General features: G+C 69.6%; 18 protein-coding genes and 1 pseudogene. 11 read left to right on the top strand and 8 right to left on the bottom strand.

The window, feature by feature from the left end; all coding sequences use genetic code 11:
- Positions 1 to 89: 89 nt before the first annotated feature.
- Genes ACZ6O0_RS10245 through ACZ6O0_RS10230 form a run of 4 tightly spaced genes read right to left on the bottom strand, consistent with a single transcriptional unit; the run spans position 90 to position 4261 of the window.
- Positions 90 to 1460 (bottom strand): NAD(P)(+) transhydrogenase (Re/Si-specific) subunit beta, encoded by a 1371-nt coding sequence (locus ACZ6O0_RS10245; RefSeq protein WP_465764522.1) that lies wholly within the window; start codon positions 1458 to 1460, stop codon positions 90 to 92.
- Positions 1457 to 1762, bottom strand: a complete 306-nt coding sequence (locus ACZ6O0_RS10240; protein ID WP_465764521.1) for an NAD(P) transhydrogenase subunit alpha part 2 — start codon at positions 1760 to 1762, stop codon at positions 1457 to 1459. Before ACZ6O0_RS10240 ends, ACZ6O0_RS10245 begins: the two co-directional genes overlap by 4 nt.
- Positions 1759 to 2883, bottom strand: a complete 1125-nt coding sequence (locus ACZ6O0_RS10235; protein WP_465764520.1) for an NAD(P) transhydrogenase subunit alpha — start codon at positions 2881 to 2883, stop codon at positions 1759 to 1761. Before ACZ6O0_RS10235 ends, ACZ6O0_RS10240 begins: the two co-directional genes overlap by 4 nt.
- 43 nt (positions 2884 to 2926) lie before the next feature.
- Positions 2927 to 4261 (bottom strand): M20/M25/M40 family metallo-hydrolase, encoded by a 1335-nt coding sequence (locus ACZ6O0_RS10230; RefSeq protein WP_465764519.1) that lies wholly within the window; start codon positions 4259 to 4261, stop codon positions 2927 to 2929.
- A gap of 120 nt (positions 4262 to 4381) precedes the next feature.
- On the opposite strand from ACZ6O0_RS10230, the gene ACZ6O0_RS10225 reads away from it, so the two are divergent.
- Positions 4382 to 5323, top strand: a complete 942-nt coding sequence (locus ACZ6O0_RS10225) for a hypothetical protein (RefSeq protein ID WP_465764518.1) — start codon at positions 4382 to 4384, stop codon at positions 5321 to 5323.
- Here ACZ6O0_RS10225 and ACZ6O0_RS10220 read toward each other — a convergent pair.
- On the bottom strand, positions 5320 to 6834 hold the full coding sequence (locus tag ACZ6O0_RS10220; RefSeq protein WP_465764517.1) for a serine/threonine-protein kinase: 1515 nt from the start codon (positions 6832 to 6834) through the stop codon (positions 5320 to 5322). The genes ACZ6O0_RS10225 and ACZ6O0_RS10220 overlap by 4 nt on opposite strands.
- A gap of 126 nt (positions 6835 to 6960) precedes the next feature.
- Between ACZ6O0_RS10220 and ACZ6O0_RS10215 the strand changes: the two genes are divergently transcribed.
- From ACZ6O0_RS10215 to ACZ6O0_RS10180, 8 genes are all read left to right on the top strand, one after another.
- Positions 6961 to 8163, top strand: a complete 1203-nt coding sequence (locus ACZ6O0_RS10215; RefSeq protein ID WP_465764516.1) for a hypothetical protein — start codon at positions 6961 to 6963, stop codon at positions 8161 to 8163.
- Positions 8164 to 8238: 75 nt separating this feature from the next.
- A complete protein-coding gene (locus tag ACZ6O0_RS10210) occupies positions 8239 to 8976 on the top strand; it encodes a metallophosphoesterase family protein (protein WP_465764515.1) in 738 nt (245 codons plus the stop codon).
- Positions 8977 to 8993: 17 nt separating this feature from the next.
- Positions 8994 to 10124 carry a histidine kinase gene (locus ACZ6O0_RS10205; RefSeq protein WP_465764514.1) on the top strand — a complete coding sequence of 377 codons (1131 nt, stop codon included), beginning with the start codon at positions 8994 to 8996 and terminating at the stop codon, positions 10122 to 10124.
- A gap of 9 nt (positions 10125 to 10133) precedes the next feature.
- The gene (locus ACZ6O0_RS10200; protein WP_465764513.1) at positions 10134 to 10880 is read left to right on the top strand and encodes a LytR/AlgR family response regulator transcription factor; all 747 of its coding nucleotides are present in this window, start codon (positions 10134 to 10136) and stop codon (positions 10878 to 10880) included.
- Between the two features lies 1 nt (position 10881).
- Positions 10882 to 11262 (top strand): hypothetical protein, encoded by a 381-nt coding sequence (locus tag ACZ6O0_RS10195; RefSeq protein ID WP_465764512.1) that lies wholly within the window; start codon positions 10882 to 10884, stop codon positions 11260 to 11262.
- A gap of 12 nt (positions 11263 to 11274) precedes the next feature.
- Positions 11275 to 12801: a sodium/solute symporter gene (locus ACZ6O0_RS10190; protein ID WP_465764511.1), complete on the top strand. Its 1527-nt coding sequence runs from the start codon at positions 11275 to 11277 to the stop codon at positions 12799 to 12801.
- A 265-nt stretch (positions 12802 to 13066) separates the two neighbouring features.
- The gene (locus ACZ6O0_RS10185; protein ID WP_465764510.1) at positions 13067 to 13399 is read left to right on the top strand and encodes a DUF485 domain-containing protein; all 333 of its coding nucleotides are present in this window, start codon (positions 13067 to 13069) and stop codon (positions 13397 to 13399) included.
- 11 nt (positions 13400 to 13410) lie between these two features.
- Positions 13411 to 15042 carry a solute symporter family protein gene (locus tag ACZ6O0_RS10180; protein ID WP_465765583.1) on the top strand — a complete coding sequence of 544 codons (1632 nt, stop codon included), beginning with the start codon at positions 13411 to 13413 and terminating at the stop codon, positions 15040 to 15042.
- A gap of 98 nt (positions 15043 to 15140) precedes the next feature.
- Here the strand turns inward: ACZ6O0_RS10180 and ACZ6O0_RS10175 are convergent, their stop codons facing one another.
- Genes ACZ6O0_RS10175 through ACZ6O0_RS10165 form a run of 3 tightly spaced genes read right to left on the bottom strand, consistent with a single transcriptional unit; the run spans position 15141 to position 17600 of the window.
- Entirely contained in the window at positions 15141 to 16628 is a 1488-nt protein-coding gene (locus ACZ6O0_RS10175) for a CYTH and CHAD domain-containing protein (protein ID WP_465764509.1), read from the bottom strand.
- A 31-nt stretch (positions 16629 to 16659) separates the two neighbouring features.
- Entirely contained in the window at positions 16660 to 16803 is a 144-nt protein-coding gene (locus tag ACZ6O0_RS10170) for a hypothetical protein (RefSeq protein WP_465764508.1), read from the bottom strand.
- A complete protein-coding gene (locus ACZ6O0_RS10165; protein WP_465764507.1) occupies positions 16800 to 17600 on the bottom strand; it encodes a methyltransferase in 801 nt (266 codons plus the stop codon). The genes ACZ6O0_RS10170 and ACZ6O0_RS10165 overlap by 4 nt, the downstream gene beginning before the upstream one ends.
- 28 nt (positions 17601 to 17628) lie before the next feature.
- On the opposite strand from ACZ6O0_RS10165, the pseudogene ACZ6O0_RS10160 reads away from it, so the two are divergent.
- Together ACZ6O0_RS10160 and ACZ6O0_RS10155 are read left to right on the top strand one after the other, a co-directional pair.
- Positions 17629 to 18045 (top strand): annotated as a pseudogene (locus ACZ6O0_RS10160) (GntR family transcriptional regulator); the annotation flags it as partial.
- Between the two features lie 321 nt (positions 18046 to 18366).
- Positions 18367 to 19431, top strand: coding sequence for an aminotransferase-like domain-containing protein (locus ACZ6O0_RS10155; RefSeq protein ID WP_465765582.1), 1065 nt, complete (start codon positions 18367 to 18369; stop codon positions 19429 to 19431).
- Positions 19432 to 19489: the final 58 nt, after the last annotated feature.

Raw genomic sequence — 19489 nt, 5'->3', positions numbered from 1 at the left:
GGGGTGGGACAGTGACCGCGGGCGGCCAGGTTGCGTGGGAAGCCGAGGGCGCGGGTGGGGCTGGGTTCGGTAGGACCCAGCCCCGCTGGTCACACGTTCTTGAGGGCGGCTAGGAGTTTGGTGAGGGAGTCTCGGGCGTCGCCGAAGAGGAGGGTGGTTCGGGGGTCGTAGAGGAGTTCGTTCTCGATGCCGGCGAAGCCGGGGCGCATGGAGCGTTTGAGGAAGATGACTCGCTGGGCCTCGTCGGCGTTCAGGATGGGCATCCCGTAGATGGGGGCCGACGGGGTGTTGCGGGCGGCGGGGTTGACGACGTCGTTGGCGCCGACGACGAGGACGACGTCCGTGGACTTGAAGTCGCCGTTGATGTCGTCCATCTCGCGAAGCTGGTCGTAGGGGACCTGGGCCTCGGCGAGCAGGACGTTCATGTGGCCGGGCATGCGGCCCGCGACCGGGTGGATCGCGTAGTCGACCTTCACGCCGCGGGCCTGGAGCTCCTCGACCAGGTCACGCAGCGTGTGCTGGGCCTGGGCGACGGCGAGCCCGTAGCCGGGGACGATGATGACCTTGTTCGCGTACCCGAGCAGGATCGCCACGTCCTCCGCGCCACCGGAGATGACCGGCCGCTCGGACGCCGTACCGCCGCCGAGGGTGGAACCGCCGCGGACGGCGCCGAAGAGGATGTTGAAGACGGACCGTCCCATCGCGTCCGCCATCAGCTTGGTCAGCAACGTACCGGCCGCGCCGACGAGCGTGCCCGCGATCAGCAGCAGCGTGTTGCCGAGCACGTAGCCGCCGGCGGCCACCGTCAGACCGGTGAACGCGTTCAGCAGCGAGATCACGATCGGTACGTCGGCCCCGCCCACCGGCAGCACCAGCATCACGCCGATCGCGAGCCCGAGCAGGCCGAGCAGTACGCCGACCCACACGCGCGGATCGGAGACGAGCCAGCCCGCCAGCGCGATCCCGCCGAGCAGCGACGCGATGAACAGCACCGGCAGACCCGGGAACGTCACCGGCCGCGTGGTCATCAGCTCCTGCAGCTTGGCGAACGTCACCACCGAACCCGAGAAGCTGATCGCACCGACCAGCACGGTGAACGCGGTCGCGATCGCGGCGACCGTCTGGCCGTCGCGCACCTCGCCGAGCTCCATCAGCGCGACCAGCGCGGCCGCGCCACCACCGACACCGTTGAACAAGGCAACGAGTTGCGGCATGTGCGTCATTTGCACCCGCCGCGACCCGACCACACCGCCGACCGTGCCGATCGCGAGGGCGATCAGGATCGGGGCCAGGTGGTCCGGCTTGTACGCCGCGAACGTGATGATCACCGCCAGCACCGCACCGGCGGCGCCGAGCAGGTTGCCGGCCCGGGCGCTGCGCGGCGACGACAGCGCCTTCAGCGCGACGATGAAGCAGACCGCGGCGACCAGATAGCCGATCTGGGCCCAGGTGGGGATCACTTGTGCAGCTCCTTCTTGCGAGCCCCCGGACCTTTGAACATCTCCAGCATCCGGTCGGTGACCACGAAGCCACCGACCATGTTGACGGTCGCCAGGACGACGGCCAGCAGCCCGACCACGACCACCGGAGCGGACTCGGCCTGCCCGGTGACGATGATGGCGCCGACCAGGATGACGCCGTGGATCGCGTTCGCCCCGGACATCAGCGGGGTGTGCAGGGTCGAGGAGACCTTGCTGATCACCTCGACCCCGACGAACGCGGCCAGCACGAAGATCGTCAGCAGCGCGATGGACTCGGTCATGCCATCGGTCCTTCCAGAAGCTCGCGGGTCGGCTCGTGCAGGACGCTGCCGTCGTGGGTGACGCAGCAGCCGCGGACGATCTCGTCGTTGAAGTCGGGGTCGAACGCCGCGTTGCGGGTCATCAGCCGGATCAGGTTGGTGATGTTCTGACCGTAGAGCCGGCTGGCCGGTCCGGCCATCTGACTCGGGACATTCGCGCCACCCCAGACCAGGGCGTCACCGATGGTGAGCTCGGTGCCGGCCACGGATCCCTCGACGTTGCCGCCCTGCTCGGACGCCAGGTCGACCACGACCGACCCGGGCTTCATCTGCTCGACCATGGACCGCGAGACCAGCAGCGGCGCGGTCCGGCCCGGTACGGCGGCTGTCGTGATCAGGGCGTCCGCGGCGGCGACGTACGGCGCGAGCAGTTCACGCTGGAGCTGGGCCCGCTCGGCCGTCATCTCGCGGGCGTAACCACCCGGACCGTCCAGGGTGCCGAGCTCGAGCTCGATCGGTACGGCGCCCATCGACGCGATCTCCTCGGCCGCTGCCGTGCGGACGTCGTACGCCTTGACGACGGCACCGAGGCGCTTGCAGGTCGCGATGGCCTGGAGGCCGGCGACACCGGCGCCGAGGACGAGGACCTGGGCCGGCGGGACGGTGCCGGCGGCGGTCATGTTCAGCGGGAAGAATCGCGGGAGCCGTTCGGCCGCGACGATCGCGGCCCGGTATCCGGCGACCAGGGCCTGGGAGGACAGCGCGTCCATCGACTGGGCCCGGGAGATCCGCGGGATCAGCTCCATCGAGAACGCGGTCAGCTTGGCCCGGGTGGCGGTCCGGACCACATCCGGCGGGTTGGTCGGCAGGAACGACATCAGCGTCGTACCGGCGTGCAGCCGCTGCAGGCGTTCACGCTCGAGCGGCTGGACCGACGCCACGATGGTGGCCGCGTGGTCGGCACCCCAGGCGACCTCGGCCCCGGCGTCACGGTACTGCTCGTCGGAGAACAGCGCCCGCTCCCCGGCCGCCGGCTCGACCGCCACCTCGTAGCCGAGCTCGATGAGTTTCGCGACTTGTTCCGGCACCAGCGCGACCCGGCGCTCGGCCGGTCTGGTCTCCCGTACGACTGCGATCTTCACTCGCCGAAACCTATGCCAAACACTGGGTCGCCGAAAAGCCCGATCATTCCTGGTTGGCCAGGTTCTGAAGGAGAAGTGCCTCCGCGAGGCACACCTTGGTGAACTCGGCCAGGTGCAGACCCTCGTCGATTCCGTGCGCGCGGGTGTCCGGATCCTCCACGCCGGTGACCAGGATCGAGGCCTGCGGGAAGGTCTGCTGGAACTCCGCGATGAACGGGATCGACCCGCCCATCCCCATGTCGATCGGCTCGACACCCCACGCGGTCTGGAACGCCGCCCGGGCCGCTTCGTACCCGGCACCGCGCGCATTCACGCTGCACGGCTGGCCGGTCTGGCCCTCGGTGACGGTCACCTGCGCACCCCACGGCGCGTGGTTCTCGAGGTGCTCCTTCAGCGCCAGGCTCGCCTTGATCGCGTCGTCGCCCGGCGCGACCCGCAGGCTCACCTTGGCCCGCGCCACGGGTACGAGCGTGTTGCTGGCCTCTGCCACCGACGGTGCGTCGATCCCCAATACGGCGATCGCAGGCCGGGTCCACAGCCGGTCGACCAGCGAACCCGAGCCGGTCAGCCGGACCGAGTCCAGCACGCTCGACTCCGACCGCAGCCGGACCTCCGGGTACTCGACATCCGCCGCCCGGGAGGCGTGCAGCCCGTCCACCGCGACGTCGCCCTTGTCGTCGTGCAGGGTGGCGAGCAGCCGGCACAACGTCGACAGGGCATCCGGGATCGGGCCGCCGAACAGACCGGAGTGGACCGCGTGATCCAGCGTGCGGACCTCGACGTACGCCTCGACCAGACCGCGCAGCGACACCGTCAGCGCCGGCCGGCCGACATCCCAGTTGCCCGAGTCGGCGATCACGATCGCGTCCGCGGCGAGCTCGTCGGAGTACTCGTCGAGCAGCTGCAGCAGGGTCGGCGAGCCGATCTCCTCCTCACCCTCGACGAACACCGTCACGCCGACCGGCAGATCGTTGCCGAAGGCCCGTACGGCGGCCAGGTGAGCGGCGATGCCGGCCTTGTCGTCGGCCGCGCCCCGGCCGTACAGCCGGTCGCCGCGCTCGGTCGGCTCGAACGGGTCGGACGTCCACTGGTCGACCGGTCCGGTCGGCTGGACGTCGTGGTGCGCGTACAGCAGCACTGTGGGCTTCCCGGCCGGCGCGGCCTTCTTGGCGATGACCGCGGGCGCGCCCTGGCCGGCCCGGACGATCTTCACCGTGAAGCCCTCGGCCTCGAACAGCGCCGCGGTCGCCTCGGCGGAGCGCTGGACGTCGGCCGCGCGGGCCGGCTCGTAGCTGACCGACGGGATCCGGATGAGGTCCTCGAGGTCGGCACGGACGCTGGGCAGAACGCGGTCGATCGCCGCGGACAGATCGGTCATGCGACAACCGTACGGCGTCGGTTCGCGGAGCCGACGCCCGGTGAACCCTCGCGCGTTACTCATTGGCGATCTACTCTGAAGTTCTCGTAGGTTTCCGCCCAACCTCTAGAGGACTCCACCATGGTCAGACGCCCCCTCGCCATCGTCACCGCCCTCATCACCTCCGCCGCGGCGCTCACTGCCGCACTGCCCGCGAACGCCGCGATCAGCTGCGACACAGCGACCACCGGAGGCGCGACCTTCTACGACGGGCCGTCCGCGTCGAAGAAGTACGACGCCCGGTTCAGCAACAGCGTGAGCATCCCGAACCTCAGCACGCACACCCCGCAGGGCGCGGGCACTTGGTACAACTGGGACGGCTCCGGCAAGAACCTGCTCCTGGTCGCGTCCTACCGCGAGGGGGCCGACTCGCAGATCTACGGCATCGACCCGTCCACCGGTTCCACCGTCGGCGTGGTCGCGATCGCCGAGTCGCATGTCGGCGGGATCACCGTGAGCAAGGGCTGGGCCTTCGTGGCCGGTGCCGGCAGCAGCATCCGGAAGTACCGCCTCACCGAGCTGCGGGACGCGCTGAAGGCAGCGGGTACGCCGTACCTTGCACAGGTCGGGACCGCACGGGACGTGGCCGGATCGTCGTTCATCGGCAGCTACGGGGACTCGCTGTTCTCGGGGACGTTCAACGAGACCGGCCGCGGGACCATGTACGAGTACAAGATCGCCGACGACGGCACACTGACCACGCTGGCCGGTGCGTGGGAGGTGCCGACCAAGACGCAGGGTCTGACCGTGACCGCGAACCACTTCATCTACAGCACGTCGTACGGGCGTGGGAACCGCAGCAACATCTATGTGGTGAAGCGCGGCCAGAAGGACCTGGATGCGGCGGCGTTGAGCTGCTTCCGGGCGCCGAGCATGACCGAGGGCATCACGGAGTACAACGGAACGGCGTACCTGGTCTACGAGTCCGGATCACACCTCTACGCCTCGGACCCGGCCACCCTCAACGTCATCCCCCGCATGCACAAGGCAACCATCTCGTCCCTGACGTCGCTGGTCCCTTAGGGCGTGTAGGTCACCGAGTTCAGCACTGTCTCGCGCTGTGGGTTGTTGTCCTCGCGCACCTGGATCCGCAGCAGCGTGGTGGGACTCACCTGCCGGTACTGCTCGACCACCGAGGGATGGCCGTCGCAGCTGTGCCGGAAGGTGACGATCTGCTGGTCTCCGGCCGTACTCGTGTCCGGCGACCCAGCGGTGCAGCCTTCCGGCGCGGTGGCGCTGGTCGGCAGCGAGGTCCCTGGGGTCAGCCCGACGAAGACACCCTCGGTGTCCGGGTTGGACTTCCAGGTCGCCGTGTCGGTGCTGACCACCAGCGACTTCCCAGGGTCGACCGCCTTCTGCGACCACGCGTGCGGCACCTCGACCGACATCGGCCCGTTGTCGACCTTCACTGGGCGACTGAGGACGTACTGGTAGCCGCCGTAGCCACCACCGGCGGCCAGCAGGACTGCTGCGAGCGCAGCGATCCACCATGAGCGACTGGACCGCTTCGCCGGCGTTGCGACGGTCGGCGTGGTCGCGACTGTCGACTGGTTGGCTGGGGCCGGTTGGTCGGTGCCGACCGGCTGGGTCACGCTGGCCGGCTCGGCGGTGCCGGTCGGCTGGTCCGCGCTGGACAGGGCGGTGGCCTGGTCGACAGCACCCGTCGCGTGAGCCGGAGTGGGCATGTCGGCGGCCGGCACCAGTCCGGGCGGGATCTTGCCGGTGGTGTGGGCCTCGCGCAGTGCGTTGAGGAAGCTGTCCAGGTCAGGCCAGCGCTTGTCCCGGTCCGGCTCGAGTGCACGGCGTACGACGGCGTCGATTGCGTCCGGGACGTCCTCGCGCAGTGTGGTCATCGACGGCGGTGGCTTCTCGATCTGCATCACCGCACCCAGGCTGACCACGCCATGCGGTGCCTGGCCGGTGAAAGCGGCATACGCGACCGCTCCGAGCGAGTAGAGGTCCGCACGGTGGTCCAACCGCTCTCCCAGCACCTGCTCGGGAGCGACGTACGCCGGAGTGCCGCCAGGCATCGTGATCCGGGAGACCTCGGCCAGCGACTTGCCCAGGCCGAGGTCCGACAGCATCGCCCGGTCGCCGGCCGGATCGGAGTGGAAGAGCACGTTGGCCGGCTTGACGTCCCGGTGCAGGACTCCTCGGGCGTGCAGGTGCTTGAGCCCTCTGCCGACCTGGGTGATGATGCGGACCGCCTCGGCGAACTCGAGCGGCCCGGCCTTGATCCGGTCCGCGAGCGTGCCGCCGTCGGCGTAGGTGAGGACCATGAACGGGCGGCCGTCGTCGGCCTCCCCGATGTCGTGGACGCCGACGACGTACAGCGAGTCGACCTTGCGCAGGAACCGGCCTTCGGCCAGGAACCGGCGGCGGACGTCGTCGTCCTCGATCCAGTTGTCGGAGAGGATCTTGACCGCGACGTCGGCATCCAGTTGCTCGTCCCGGGCCAGCCAGACCGTCGCGAAACCCCCGGCACCCACCCGGCGGACCAGGGAGTACCGGCCGATCCGCGGAGGCTGGTCCATGGCGCAATTATGCTCGATCCTTCCTGCGACTCGCTCGCCGGAGAGAACAAACGGACATCTTTGAGCGTCACAAACGGAGAATGGGCACGGGCGAGTGGCCCGGAGCTTGACGTTAGGAGTCCGCTGATGCGGCAGAAGAACGGGCGCCTGATCGCCCTCGTCGCAGCCGTCGCCGTGGCCGCCATAGCCATCGGCGGCGCCCTCGCCTACCGCCAGGGCCCCACCAACGCCACCCAAGCCGAAGCCGCCCCCCTCACCGGCAGCCCCTCGCCGAGCGCCAGCAGGTCCACACCCACTCCTACCCCCACGCCGTCGGTCACTCCGAGCACCAAGCCGACGCCGACCGCCAAACCGACGTCGTCGACCGGTCCGACCAGGATCACGCTGAACGTCAGCAAGCTGCCGCGCGGTCGTGATCCGCAGGTTCCGTACCTGGTCGGCCGGGAGGTCCGGGGCGGAGCGGGTTACGTGACGAGGATTCCCGGCACCGGAGGTGTCGTCGAGGTCGGCCGGCTGGACCAGTCGGTCCTGGCTGTCGTCCTCGAAGGCGACAGCGGCAACGACGGGACCGAACTGCTGAAGATCGAACACGACGACACCGTCTCCCGGCGGACCCCGGGTGTGTCCTCCCTGGTCACCACGGTGGACCAGTCGGCCGCGGCGTACGCGGTCGCCGAGATCAGCTCGATGGGCGTCGCCACCAAGGGTGGAGTCGTGTACGCCGAGACCGGGAGCGGCGTGGAGTCGCTGAAGCTCCCGGATGCCTGGAACACCGAGGTCCTGGCGTACTCCGACGGCAAGGTCTACTACCGGGCCGGCGACAAGGAGACCGGCGGCTGGAAGCTGTACACCTGGTCGCCGGGCGACGCGAAGGCGACACTCGTCAAGACGGTGACCTCACCGACCGCGGTGTCGGACGACGGCCGGATCGCCGCGTCGGCAAGCCTGATCAACGATGCCGGCAGCTGTTCGTCGGTCGTCGAGGTCGCGACCGGGAAGCAACTGTTCCGGACCTGCGAGAATCTGGTCACCGGCTTCACGCCTGACGGCGCCACCGCCATCGGCGGCCCGGCGTACGGCGACGGCTACTGCAACACGGCCGAGGCGGCGCTCGACACGCAGACGGGCAAGCTGATCCGGGAATGGAAGGGATGCTTCCACCAGGTCGCCGCGGAGGACGACCAGCACTTCCTGCTCGTCGCCGTCGCCTCGGGTGGCGGCGGAGACCCCGGCACCAAGAGCGCGATCATCCGCTGCACCGTCGCGACAGGCGCCTGCGAACTGGCCACCTCGATCAGCACCGACGTACCTCTGAGCATCGGCACCTGACTGAGGGCGGAGAACGCTGATCTGCTTTGAGCAGATTGGTCTGTGTTTGCAGGGGTTTCGGGGCAGACTGCCGACATGGCGACGGTTGCGGTGTTGGCTGATGTTCATGGGGTTTTGCCTGCGCTGGAGGCTGTGCTGGCGGAGGGGGACGTGCTCTCGGCTGACGTGATTGTGCTGGCGGGGGATATTGCCAGTGGGCCGCAGCCGGTGGAGACGTTGGATCTGCTCGCGGGGCTGGGTGAGCGGGTGGTGTGGGTGCGGGGGAATGCGGATCGGGAGCTTGTGGAGATGGCTCGGGGACGGTTCGCGGGGGAGGCGCCGGATGCGGTGAGTCCTTGGGCTGCTGGGGAGTTGCGGGCGGATCAGGTGGAGTTGCTGGCCGGATTGCCGACCTCGGTGACGATCGGGGCCGTGTTGTTCTGCCATGCGACACCGCGGGACGACGAAGAGATGGTGCTGGTGGACAGTCCGATCTCGCGGTGGGCTGAGGTGTTCAGCGGGCTGCCTGACGAGGTCCGGACGGTCGTCTGCGGGCACACGCACATGCCGTTCGCCCGGCAGGTGGATCGGCGACTGGTGGTGAACGCCGGCAGCGTGGGGATGCCGTACGGCGCGCCCGGTCCCAGCTGGGCGCTTCTCACCCCGGACGGCGTCCAGCTCCGCCGCGCACCCCTGGACGCGACGAAGGCCGCGGAGCGCATCATCGCCGAGTCCACGTACCCGGGCCGGCAGGACTGGGTGGCCGAGTATCTCCTCACCAACTACTCCGACACCGAGGCGCTGGAAGCGTTCAAACCACGCGCGGAGGGTTGACCGGCTACCGTCAAGGGGTGTTCGCGCGGCGGCGGAAGCATTTCGGGACTCCGGCTGACAAGGCGACGTATGCGACCCTGCATACCGCCTCGCTGGCCACTCCGCACCTGCGCGAGGGCCTGACGCCCGCCGCGGCCGGCAAGGCGAGCCGCCACCTCAGAGACCTCCTCGGTACGGCGGCCATCGCCATCTGCGACTCCTCCGGCGTACTGGCGTGGGACGGGGTCGGCGGCCCCTACGAGAGCACCCACCGGGGTGACGCCAAGGCCCTCGCCGCCCCGACCCTGCGCTCCGGCCGTACGGCGGTGCTCGGTCCGCACGACGTGGCCTGCAGCGACCCGCAGTGCCCGATCCGTACGGCGGTGGTCGCGCCGATCGTCACCGAGGAGCGAGTGGTCGCCGTACTGGTCGCGTACAGCATCCGCTCGTCGGCCGCACTGGTCCGGGCCACCGACGAGGTCGCCCGCTGGGTGTCCGGACAGGTGGAGCTGGCCGAGCTCAACAAGGAACGCACCCGGGCGATGGAGGCTGAGCTGCGCGCACTGCGGGCGCAGATCAGCCCGCACTTCATCTACAACGCGCTGGCCGCGATCGCGTCGTTCGTCCGGACCGATCCGGAGCGGGCGCGGGAGCTGCTGCTGGAGTTCGCGGACTTCTCCCGCTACGCGCTGCGGCGTGGCGGCGAGTTCACCACACTGGCCGACGAGCTCCGGAACGTGGAGCGCTATCTGGTGCTGGAGCAGGCCCGGTTCGGCGACCGGCTCAAGGTGTCGCTGCTGATCGCGCCGGAGGTGCTGCCGGTGGTCATCCCGTTCCTGGTCGTGCAGCCGCTGGTGGAGAACGCCGTACGGCACGGTCTGGAAGGCACCACCGGGGTCGGCCGGATCACGATCCACGCCCGGGACCGGATCAACGAGGCCGAGATCAGCGTCGAGGACGACGGCTCCGGCAGCGACCCGGAGGTGATCCGGGCCGCCCTCGCCGGCGAGTCCGGCAGTGACTCGGTCGGGCTCGGCAACGTCGACGCCCGGCTGCGCCAGGTGTACGGCGACGCGTACGGCCTGGTCGTGGAGACCGCGGTGGACGCCGGGACCAAGGTGACTTTCCGGGTGCCCAAATACTCCTCAGGAGTGCATGCCTCGCCCTAGGGTGAAGCCATGGCCGACACTCCGCTGCGCGCGCTGGTCGCCGACGACGAGCAGCCCGCCCTGTCCGAGCTGGTGTATCTGCTCGGGCAGGACCCGCGGATCGGCCGGATCCAGACCGCCTCGAACGGCCCGGACGCACTGAAGATCCTGCACGAGGCCGACCTGGACGTGGTGTTCTGCGACATCAAGATGCCCGGCCTGACCGGTATCGACCTGGCCCGCGTGCTGACCAAGTTCAAGAGCCGCCCGCAGATCGTCTTCGTCACGGCGTACGACGAGCACGCGGTGGACGCATTCGACCTCCAGGCGACCGACTACGTGATGAAACCTGTCCGGGCCGAGCGCCTGGCCGAGGCGGTCCGCCGCGTCGTCACCCAGGGCGCACCGGCCGCGCTGCAGACCCCGGAGGACACCGAGGACGAGACGATCCCGGTCGAGCTCGCCGGCGTGACCCGCTGGGTCAAGCGCTCCACGGTCCGGTACGTCGAGGCCCAGGGCGACTACGCCCGCCTGCACACCGGCCAGAACTCGCACCTGGTCCGGATCCCGCTGAGCACCCTCGAGGAACGCTGGCGCGACGCCGGCTTCACCCGGATCCACCGCAGCACGCTGGTCGCGCTCGCCCACGTGGACGAGATGCGCGTCGACGGCGGCCGTTGCGCGGTCCGGGTCGGCGGCGACTGGCTCCCGGTGAGCCGCCGCCATACCCGTGAGCTGCGCGACCTCCTGGTCCGCTCGACCTCGTTGCGCGGATGACGTGAGTACGCCGGAAGGCCCGCGACGGGTCCGGGTCACGAGCCCCCGGACCAGTGCCGCCCGGCGACCGATCATCCCCACCGGTACGCGCGAGATCGACGAGCAGACCCGGCTCGGTGAGATCTACATGCACTCGCTGATCCAGTCGCAGCTCCGGCTCACGCTCGCCGTGATCGGCGGCGTCCTGCTCGTCCTCGGCAGCATCCCGCTGCTGTTCTACCTGGTCCCGCCGACCCGCACGCTGTCCGTCCTCGGCCTGCCGCTGCCCTGGCTGCTGCTCGGCGTCGCCGTCTACCCGGTGGTTTATGTTGCCGCGCGCATCTATGTCCGCAACGCCGAGCGGATCGAGACCGAGTTCACCGAGTTCGTCGGGCGGCAGTAGATGTCACCTGCGATGAGTTTGACTGCGATCGGCTTGGTGATCGTGGCGACGATCGGGATCGGCTTGTTCGGGTTGCGGATCTCGCGGACCACGAGCGACTTCTATGTCGCCAGCCGCGCGGTCACCCCGCGGTGGAACGCGTCCGCGATCAGCGGCGAGTACCTGTCGGCGGCGTCGTTCCTCGGCGTGGCCGGACTCGTGCTGGTGAACGGCGCCGACATGCTCTGGTTCTCGGTCGGCTACACCGTCGGCTACCTGATGCTGCTCGTGCTCGTCGCGGCTCCACTGCGCAGGTCGGGTGCGTACACCTTGCCCGACTTCGCCGAGACCCGCTTCGAGTCCGCGATGGTCCGCCGGATCTGCTCCGGCCTGGTCGTCGGCATCGGCACGCTCTATCTGCTTCCCCAGCTGCACGGCGCCGGTCTGGCCGTGCAGACCGTCACCGGCGCACCGCCGTACGTCGGGGCCGCGATCGTCGCGGTGATCGTGGTGATCAACGTCGCCGCGGGCGGCATGCGCTCGATCACCTTCGTGCAGGCCTTCCAGTACTGGCTGAAACTCACCGCACTCGCCACGCCGATCTTCGTCATCCTGATCACCTGGCGCCATCCGGCCGGCGTACTCGATTCGCTGCAGGGTGCTGCGGCAGAGTGGGCCGAGCCGCTGTCCCGGGCCGGCGGTCGCGACCATCCGCTGTACGCGACCTATTCGTTGCTCTTGGCCCTTTGTTTCGGGACGATGGGCCTGCCGCACGTGCTGGTCCGGTTCTACACCAACCCGGACGGACGGGCGGCACGTCGTACGACGGTCGTCGTACTGGCGTTGCTCGGCTTCTTCTACGTGTTCCCACCGATGTACGCCGTGCTCGGCCGGACGTTCGCGCCCGAGTTGGTGAGCAGTGGCGCGGACACCGTCGTACTCAAGCTCCCCGGTGAGGTTTTCCCTGGTACAACAGGGGATCTGCTCGGTGCACTGGTGGCCGCGGGTGCGTTCGCGGCGTTCCTGTCGACGTCGTCCGGGCTGACGGTCGCCATCGCCGGGGTGATCGATCAGGACCTGTTGCGGAGCCGGCTGCACCGGTGGACCGGCGGTGACTCCGTGGCGGTGAACAGCTTCCGGATCGCGGCGCTGCTCTCGATGACCGTGCCGTACTTGGCGTTCACGGTGACGGGCGCATTGAGTCTCGCGGACACCGTGGGCCTGGCGTTCGCGGTCGCCGCGTCGACCTTCTGTCCCCTGCTGGTGCTGGGGATCTGGTGGCGGCGGATGTCGACGACCGGAGCCGCCGCCGGGTTGGTGGTCGGCGGGATCGCGGCCAGCGCGGCCGCACTCGTGAACGTGATCGGCGCGCCATCGGGCGGGTGGCCGCGAGCCCTGGTCGGCCAGCCCGCCGCGTGGACGATGCCGCTCGCGTTCGTCACCGTGATCGTGGTCTCGAAGCTGACCCCCGACCGCATCCCGGCCGGCACCGCCCGCAGCATGGTCCGCCTGCACACCCCCGAAGCCGTCGACGTCGACCGCGGCCTCCCGCAACGCTGACCGCTCGTCGTGTGATTCCTACCGCTCGCCGCAGGTGAGTGATCCACCGGTCGACTGGTGTGGTCCGCTGAGCGCTCGGTGCGCGCGGGCGCTGTCGGCGGCGTCGTGACCGGGACCACAGTACGGATCAGCAGCAGCCCCTGCCGGCCTCTACCGCCCGGCCTGATCCCCCGTCTGGAGGTCTCCGTGAATGAGCGCAGCGAATTCACCAAAGGCACAGTGAGTGCAGGCACTCATCCGCGCCCGCAGCGAAGCGAGGACGGGGATGAGTGACACGCGTGATCCGGACCTGACGACGTACCGGGATGTCCAGCTCTCGCCGGACTTCTCCGAGCTACGCCGCCGGTTCCGGAACTTCGTGTTCCCGATGACCGGACTGTTCCTGGTCTGGTACTTCCTCTACGTCCTGCTCGCCGCGTACGCGCACGACTTCATGTCGCACAAGGTCGGCGGCAACATCACTGTGGCCCTGCTGTTCGGGCTCGGCCAGTTCGTGTCGACCTTCGCGATCACGATGATCTACGTCCGCTGGGCCGATCGCCGGATCGACCCCGACGCCGAGAAGCTGCGCCACCAGATCGAGGGAGCCGAGCAGTGACCGCCCCATTGATGTTGCCGCTGGCAACCGACATCGGCAACCCGACCGTCAACATCGTCATCTTCGCGCTGTTCGTGGTCGCCACCCTGGCGATCGTGCTGCGGGCGTCGCGGAACAACCGGACCGCGGCCGACTTCTACGCCGGTGGCCGGTCCTTCACCGGCCCGCAGAACGGCATCGCGATCGCCGGCGACTACCTGTCCGCCGCGTCGTTCCTGGGCATCGCGGGCGCGATCGCCCTGAACGGGTACGACGGCTTCCTCTACTCGATCGGCTTCCTGGTGGCATGGCTGGTGGCCCTGCTGCTGGTCGCCGAGCTGCTCCGGAACACCGGCCGCTTCACGATGGCCGACGTACTGTCGTTCCGGCTCAAGCAGCGGCCGGTCCGGATGGCGGCCGCGATCTCGACCCTCGGCGTCTGCTTCTTCTACCTGCTGGCGCAGATGGCCGGCGCCGGGGGTCTGGTCGCCCTGCTGCTCGGTGTCTCCGGCCGGACCGGGCAGAGCATCGTGATCGCCGTGGTCGGCGCGATCATGATCACCTACGTGCTGGTCGGCGGCATGAAGGGCACCACCTGGGTGCAGATCATCAAGGCCGTCCTGCTGGTGATCGGCGCGGGCATCATGACGCTCTGGGTGCTGGCGAAGTACACCTTCAACCTGTCCGCGCTGCTCGGTGCGGCCGTCGACAACAGCCCGGCGGCCGGCGAGAAGCTGCTCAACCCGGGCCTGCAGTACGGCGCGACCGGGATCAGCAAGCTGGACTTCATCTCGCTCGCCCTCGCCCTCGTGCTGGGTACGGCCGGCCTCCCGCACGTGCTGATGCGGTTCTACACCGTGCCGAACTCCAAGGAGGCCCGGCGCAGTGTCAGCTGGGCGATCTGGATCATCGGCATCTTCTACCTGTTCACCCTGGTGCTCGGGTACGGCGCCGCCGCGATCGTCGGCCCGGACCGGATCAAGGCCGCCCCGGGCAAGGCGAACTCGGCCGCACCCCTGCTGGCGTTCGAGCTCGGCGGTGAGCTGCTGCTCGGCGTCATCTCCGCGGTCGCCTTCGCCACCATCCTGGCGGTCGTGGCCGGCCTGACGATCACCGCGAGTACGTCGTTCGCCCACGACGTCTACGGCCAGATCATCAAGAAGGGCCAGATCAGCGGGGACGGCGAGGTCCGGGTGGCCCGGTACACCGCGGTCGTGATCGGCCTGGTCGCGATCGTCGGCGGCATCTTCGCCAACGGCCAGAACATCGCCTTCCTGGTGGCCCTGGCGTTCGCGGTCGCGGCCAGTGCGAACCTGCCGACGATCCTGTACTCGCTGTTCTGGCGGCGGTTCAACACCCGCGGCGCACTCTGGAGCATCTACGGCGGTCTGGGTTCGGCGATCATCCTGATCGCGTTCAGCCCGGTCGTCTCCGGCAAGGTCGACGCGAAGACCGGTGCGAGCCTGTCGATGATCACCGACACGTCGATCGACTTCCACTGGTTCCCGCTGGACAACCCCGGCATCGTCTCGATCCCGCTGGCGTTCCTGCTCGGCTGGCTCGGCACGGTCACCAGCAAGGAGCCGGTCGACGTCGACAAGTTCGCCGAGATGGAGGTCCGTTCCCTCACCGGCGCGGGCGCCGAGAAGGCGGTGCAGCACTAGAGACCTGTCAGGCAGGCCCTGCTGATTCGACGCGAACCTGCCTGACAGCCCCACCCCGGGAGACGGGCCCGGCCATCCGGCCGGGTCCGTCTCTCGTGTCAGTGGAACTTCAGGGTCGGCCAGAGCTCGAAGAAGGCGTCGCGGGAGCGGGTGCCGCGGAGCTCCTCGGCCGCGTGCAGACGGCCGTACGTGAAGGCGTTGCCGCCGTCGAGGTGGACCTCTATGGCGAGTTGGCGGAGCAGGTCGCGGGACACCACGCTGTCCTGGTGCTCGCCCAGGACCTCCTGGACCTCCTCGGCGCGCGCGGCGAGGCCGGCGGCGTCGTCGAGGATGGGCACGGCGGACTCCGCGGCGTACCGGAGTCGTTTGGCGGCCTTGCGGACCTCATGGAGCTCGTGGTCCTGCTCGGCAGTGGTCTCGGCAGACTTGGCCCGGCGGACGGACTTACGCATCCGGCGCCAGTCGTGGTCGACCAGGTCCGGGATCTGCTTGGCGGCCTTGCGATCGTCGCCGGTCAGCGGCGGCTTGGCGATCAGCTCGTCGAGCGCATCCAGCAGCCGGAAGTAGCGCTCGTCCTCCAGCGCGGCCAGCGCGCCGGCGCGGCCCTCCTTGTAGACGCCCCGCAGGTGGTCGTCGATGCGGCCGGCGACACGGCCCATCACGAGCTCGGCCGGCTGCTCCGCGACCTCGGCCGCGAAGTGCTCGCGCTGCACCTCGGCATCGCGCGCGACCCCGAGCTCGCCGGCCAGCCACTTGAGCTCGGCCCGGAGCTCGTCCCCGGCCTCACGATCCACGATCGGCCGGTACGTCGCCAGTGCGGACCGCAGCCGCCGGGTGGCCACCCGGAACTTGTGGATCGAGTCGGGGACATCACGCCGTACCTCGGGGTCCCGCTGGCGGATCGCGTGCACCTGGGCGGCGGCGTACGCACGGAACACGTCCGAGGTCCTGGGCTTCTTCGGCAGGTCCCACGTGTCGGCCGCCGGGACGCGGTCGCCCAGCGCCCGGGCCAGCTTGCTCGGGCCTACGGCCGGCTCAGCGCCGGCGGAGCGCAGCAGCTCGTCGGCGGCCACGAGTATCGACTCGTCCCCGGTGACGAGCTCGACCTCCCACTCCCGCCAGCTCTCCGGCTCCTCGCCGGTGACGGTGGCGGTGACGTGATCGTCGGCGAGCTCCGCGAGCACGGCGCCGGTGTCGTCGAGCAGCCGGTGGACAATGCGCTTGGTGCTGAGCGTCACGATCGGGACGAGGCGCTGGTCGCGGACGTGAACGCGAACCGCGCGGACCACCGCGATCGGTACGTTGCGCGTCGACCGGCCCAGCGGATGCCTGACCTCGAGCCGTTCCCCGGACGACATCGGGAACTTCACGTGCCAGCCGTCGTCCTCACCACCGGTACGCCGGCGCAAGGTCACCTTGTTCGCGACCAGGTCCAGCTCGGGAGTGTCGTAGTACACGGCCTCCAGATCGAGCTCGACCGGTTGCGCCACACTCGCGACCCCGGGCAGCTCGTGCAGGGCCGGCAGACTCGCGTCCTCGCCGACGTCGTACTTGGTCTCGATCTCGAGCTGCTCAGTCGGGGACATACGTCTTGTTTACCAGGTGTTCATGAACTGGTCAGCTCAATGCGCGGAGGTCGGCGACCAGCCGTTCCAGATCGCGGTCCGGTACGCCGTTGGGCGATATCGTCCGGAGCTGCCTTCGCTGGTTGCGATTGAGCCCGCGGCAGATGAGTACGACGAGCGCCAGCAGGGTGATCATGTCCGTCCCACCGCCTTGAAGAACGTGTAGTGGAAGGTGCCGCCGGACTCGGCGGACCTCTCCAGGTCGCGGATGCCGGTGGCCCACTCGGCCGGCGTCCGCATCCCGGCGGCGATGGCGCGGTCGCGGACCGACTCGACCATCGCGATGAACGTCTTGCGGGTGAAGCCGTCGACCAGGTGCGGCAGGGTCTGGTCGGCGTACACGGTGCATGGGTGGGTGCGGACGTCGGCGTACCCGGCGTTCTCGAGGAGCGGCTGGAGCCGGCGGCCGATGAGCGCGTCGCCGCCGGCCTCGGCCTGGAGGTTCACCAGGCAGTCGATCACCGCCTGCGCCGCCGTGCTCTGCGGGTGGTAGAACGCCGAGCCGTGATCGCCCTCGATGACGGTGATCGTGCCGCCGGGCTTCAGGTGCCGGCGGAGCTGGATGAGGGCGTCGTGCGGGTTGGGGAGGTGTTCGAGCACGAAGCAGAGGAAGACATGGTCGAACTGCTCGTCGGCGAGGTCGTGCAGGTCGGAGTGACGCCAGTCGACGCGGGCGTCCGGTGCGGTCGCGGCGACCCGGGCCTTGGCCTGCGCGAGTGATTCCTCCGAGATGTCGACGGAGACGAGGTCGATACCCGGGCTGCGGGTGACGAGCTGCACCGTCTGCGCGCCGACTCCACAGCCGGCTTCGAGTACCCGGCTACCTGCTGTGTAGCTGGTGCCGTCGTGAAGGAGGTCGGCCAGGGTCTGCGCCTGGTCCGTCAGCCGGCGCGTCTCCGCCGGGGTGTAGCCGTGCACGTAGTCGGTTCCCATACCTGCACGGTGCCGCCACAATGGTCCCGTGGACAGGTCCAATCCAACCCAAACTGGCAGGTCCAATGGACCGCTCCCCACCCCCGAGGTCTCACCTGGCGCCGACTTCCTCCAGCTCAACCCCGCCGGGGCTCCTCCCGGTGCTGACTTCCTGCAGCTCAACCCCGCCGAGGCTCCCCCGGGCGCCGACTTCCTGCAGCTCAACCCCGCCGAGGCTCCTCCCGGTGCGGACTTCCTGCAGCTCAACCCCGCCGAGGCTCCTCCGGGTGCTGACTTCCTGCAGCTCAACCCCGCCGAGGCTCCTCCGGGCGGCCTCGCCGACTGGCTCACCGGGCGCCTCCGAGCCGCGATCTCCGACGGCCGTCTCCCGCTCGGCACCCGCCTCCCCGCCACCCGCGTCCTGGCCGCCGAACTCCACATCTCCCGAGGCGTGGTCACCGAGTCCTACCAACGCCTCACCGAAGCCGGCCACGTAGCCGGCCGAGGCAGAGCAGGCACGGTGGTGGTCGCAGCCGGCACGAGAGCCGCCCGCACAGCACCAAGCGCGGCTGCACCCCACACGACCGGACCCGGCACGGCGTCGGCCGGCACGCCGGCAGCCGGCACGCGGTCGGCCGGCCCGGCGGGTGGGGTGGGCGACCTTGACCAAGTAACTGAAGGCCGCGGCCTTCGGGCGCGGCGGGACGTGGGGGTGGTAGGGCAGCCGGGGTTGGACATTTTTGACAGCTTGCGGGCGGCGCCGGCTCGAATTGATCTGACGCCGGGGGTGCCTGACCTGGCGGCGTTTCCGCGGAGTGCCTGGTTGCGGGCGGAGCGGGCCGTGCTGAACAACCTGGAGGCGGCCGCCTTCGGGTACGGCGACCCGGCGGGGACCCCGGCACTCAGACGCGCGGTAGCCAACTGGCTGGCGCGCAACCGGGGTGTCGCCGCGGACCCGGACGACCTGATCATCGTCGCCGGCGTCTCGCAAGCGATCGGCCTCGTGGCGCAGGTGCTCAAGCAGCAAGGGATCAACGAGATAGCGGTAGAGGATCCCGGCTCACTCGGATCCCGCCAGCATCTCCAGAACTGGGGCCTGGACACGATCCCGATCCCGGTCGACGCCAACGGCCTGCGCGTCGACGTACTGCGTGACTCCAAAGCCCGAGTGGTGATGGCGACCCCAGCACACCACTTCCCGACCGGTGTCGTGCTCGAGGGAGAACGCCGGCGGGAGCTGATGCAGTGGGCGGCCGAGGGCGGGCTGATCCTGGAGGACGACTACGACGCCGAGCACCGGTACGACCGTCCCCCGGTCCCCGCCCTCCGCGCGATGCTCGCCGATCAGGTCATCTACGCCGGCAGCGTGTCGAAGCTGCTCGCCCCCTCGCTCCGGATCGGCTGGATGCTCCCGCCCCCGCAGTACAAGGACGCGCTGATCGGGATGAAGCGCCTGGCCGACCTCGGCAACGCGGCGCTCCCGCAGCTCACCCTCGCCCATCTGATGGAGTCCGGCGAACTCGAACGCCAGCTCCGCTTCCTCCGCCGCCGCCATCGGACCCGCCGCGACGCCATGGTCCGGGCCGTCCACAACTATTTGCCCACAGCAACCGTCCACGGCGCCGCCGCCGGCCTGCACCTCACCATCACCTTCGACGACACCACGAACGACGTCGACCTGGCCGCGGCCGCCCTCCAGAAGGGCGTCAAAACCCACCCCCTCTCCTGGCACTGCCAGCTCCCGCACGCCCCCGGCCTCGTCCTCGGCTACGCCGCCCGCACGCCCACCGAGATCACCGAGGCCATCGCCACCATCGCCGAGGCCACGGGTGGCGTACCGAAGAACGGGTAGTGGTCGCCTCCCGCCCGTCCACTCACGCCGCTCTACGCCTGGCCTCCCCGGCCCGGCA

The sequence above is a fragment of the Kribbella sp. NPDC048837 genome (assembly GCF_055586945.1).
Note: the sequence above shows the minus strand (reverse complement) of the source record. Positions and strands in the feature narration are given on the sequence as shown.

Excerpts from the sequence above, each read along its gene's own strand:
- ACZ6O0_RS10240 (WP_465764521.1), bottom strand. The coding sequence starts at position 1,762 with ATGACCGAGTCCATCGCGCTGCTGACGATCTTCGTGCTGGCCGCGTTC.
- ACZ6O0_RS10230 (WP_465764519.1), bottom strand. The coding sequence starts at position 4,261 with ATGACCGATCTGTCCGCGGCGATCGACCGCGTTCTGCCCAGCGTCCGT.
- ACZ6O0_RS10225 (WP_465764518.1), top strand. The coding sequence starts at position 4,382 with ATGGTCAGACGCCCCCTCGCCATCGTCACCGCCCTCATCACCTCCGCC.
- ACZ6O0_RS10220 (WP_465764517.1), bottom strand. The coding sequence starts at position 6,834 with ATGGACCAGCCTCCGCGGATCGGCCGGTACTCCCTGGTCCGCCGGGTG.
- ACZ6O0_RS10215 (WP_465764516.1), top strand. The coding sequence starts at position 6,961 with ATGCGGCAGAAGAACGGGCGCCTGATCGCCCTCGTCGCAGCCGTCGCC.
- ACZ6O0_RS10210 (WP_465764515.1), top strand. The coding sequence starts at position 8,239 with ATGGCGACGGTTGCGGTGTTGGCTGATGTTCATGGGGTTTTGCCTGCG.
- ACZ6O0_RS10200 (WP_465764513.1), top strand. The coding sequence starts at position 10,134 with ATGGCCGACACTCCGCTGCGCGCGCTGGTCGCCGACGACGAGCAGCCC.
- ACZ6O0_RS10190 (WP_465764511.1), top strand. The coding sequence starts at position 11,275 with ATGAGTTTGACTGCGATCGGCTTGGTGATCGTGGCGACGATCGGGATC.
- ACZ6O0_RS10185 (WP_465764510.1), top strand. The coding sequence starts at position 13,067 with ATGAGTGACACGCGTGATCCGGACCTGACGACGTACCGGGATGTCCAG.
- ACZ6O0_RS10180 (WP_465765583.1), top strand. The coding sequence starts at position 13,411 with ATGTTGCCGCTGGCAACCGACATCGGCAACCCGACCGTCAACATCGTC.
- ACZ6O0_RS10175 (WP_465764509.1), bottom strand. The coding sequence starts at position 16,628 with ATGTCCCCGACTGAGCAGCTCGAGATCGAGACCAAGTACGACGTCGGC.
- ACZ6O0_RS10170 (WP_465764508.1), bottom strand. The coding sequence starts at position 16,803 with ATGATCACCCTGCTGGCGCTCGTCGTACTCATCTGCCGCGGGCTCAAT.
- ACZ6O0_RS10165 (WP_465764507.1), bottom strand. The coding sequence starts at position 17,600 with ATGGGAACCGACTACGTGCACGGCTACACCCCGGCGGAGACGCGCCGG.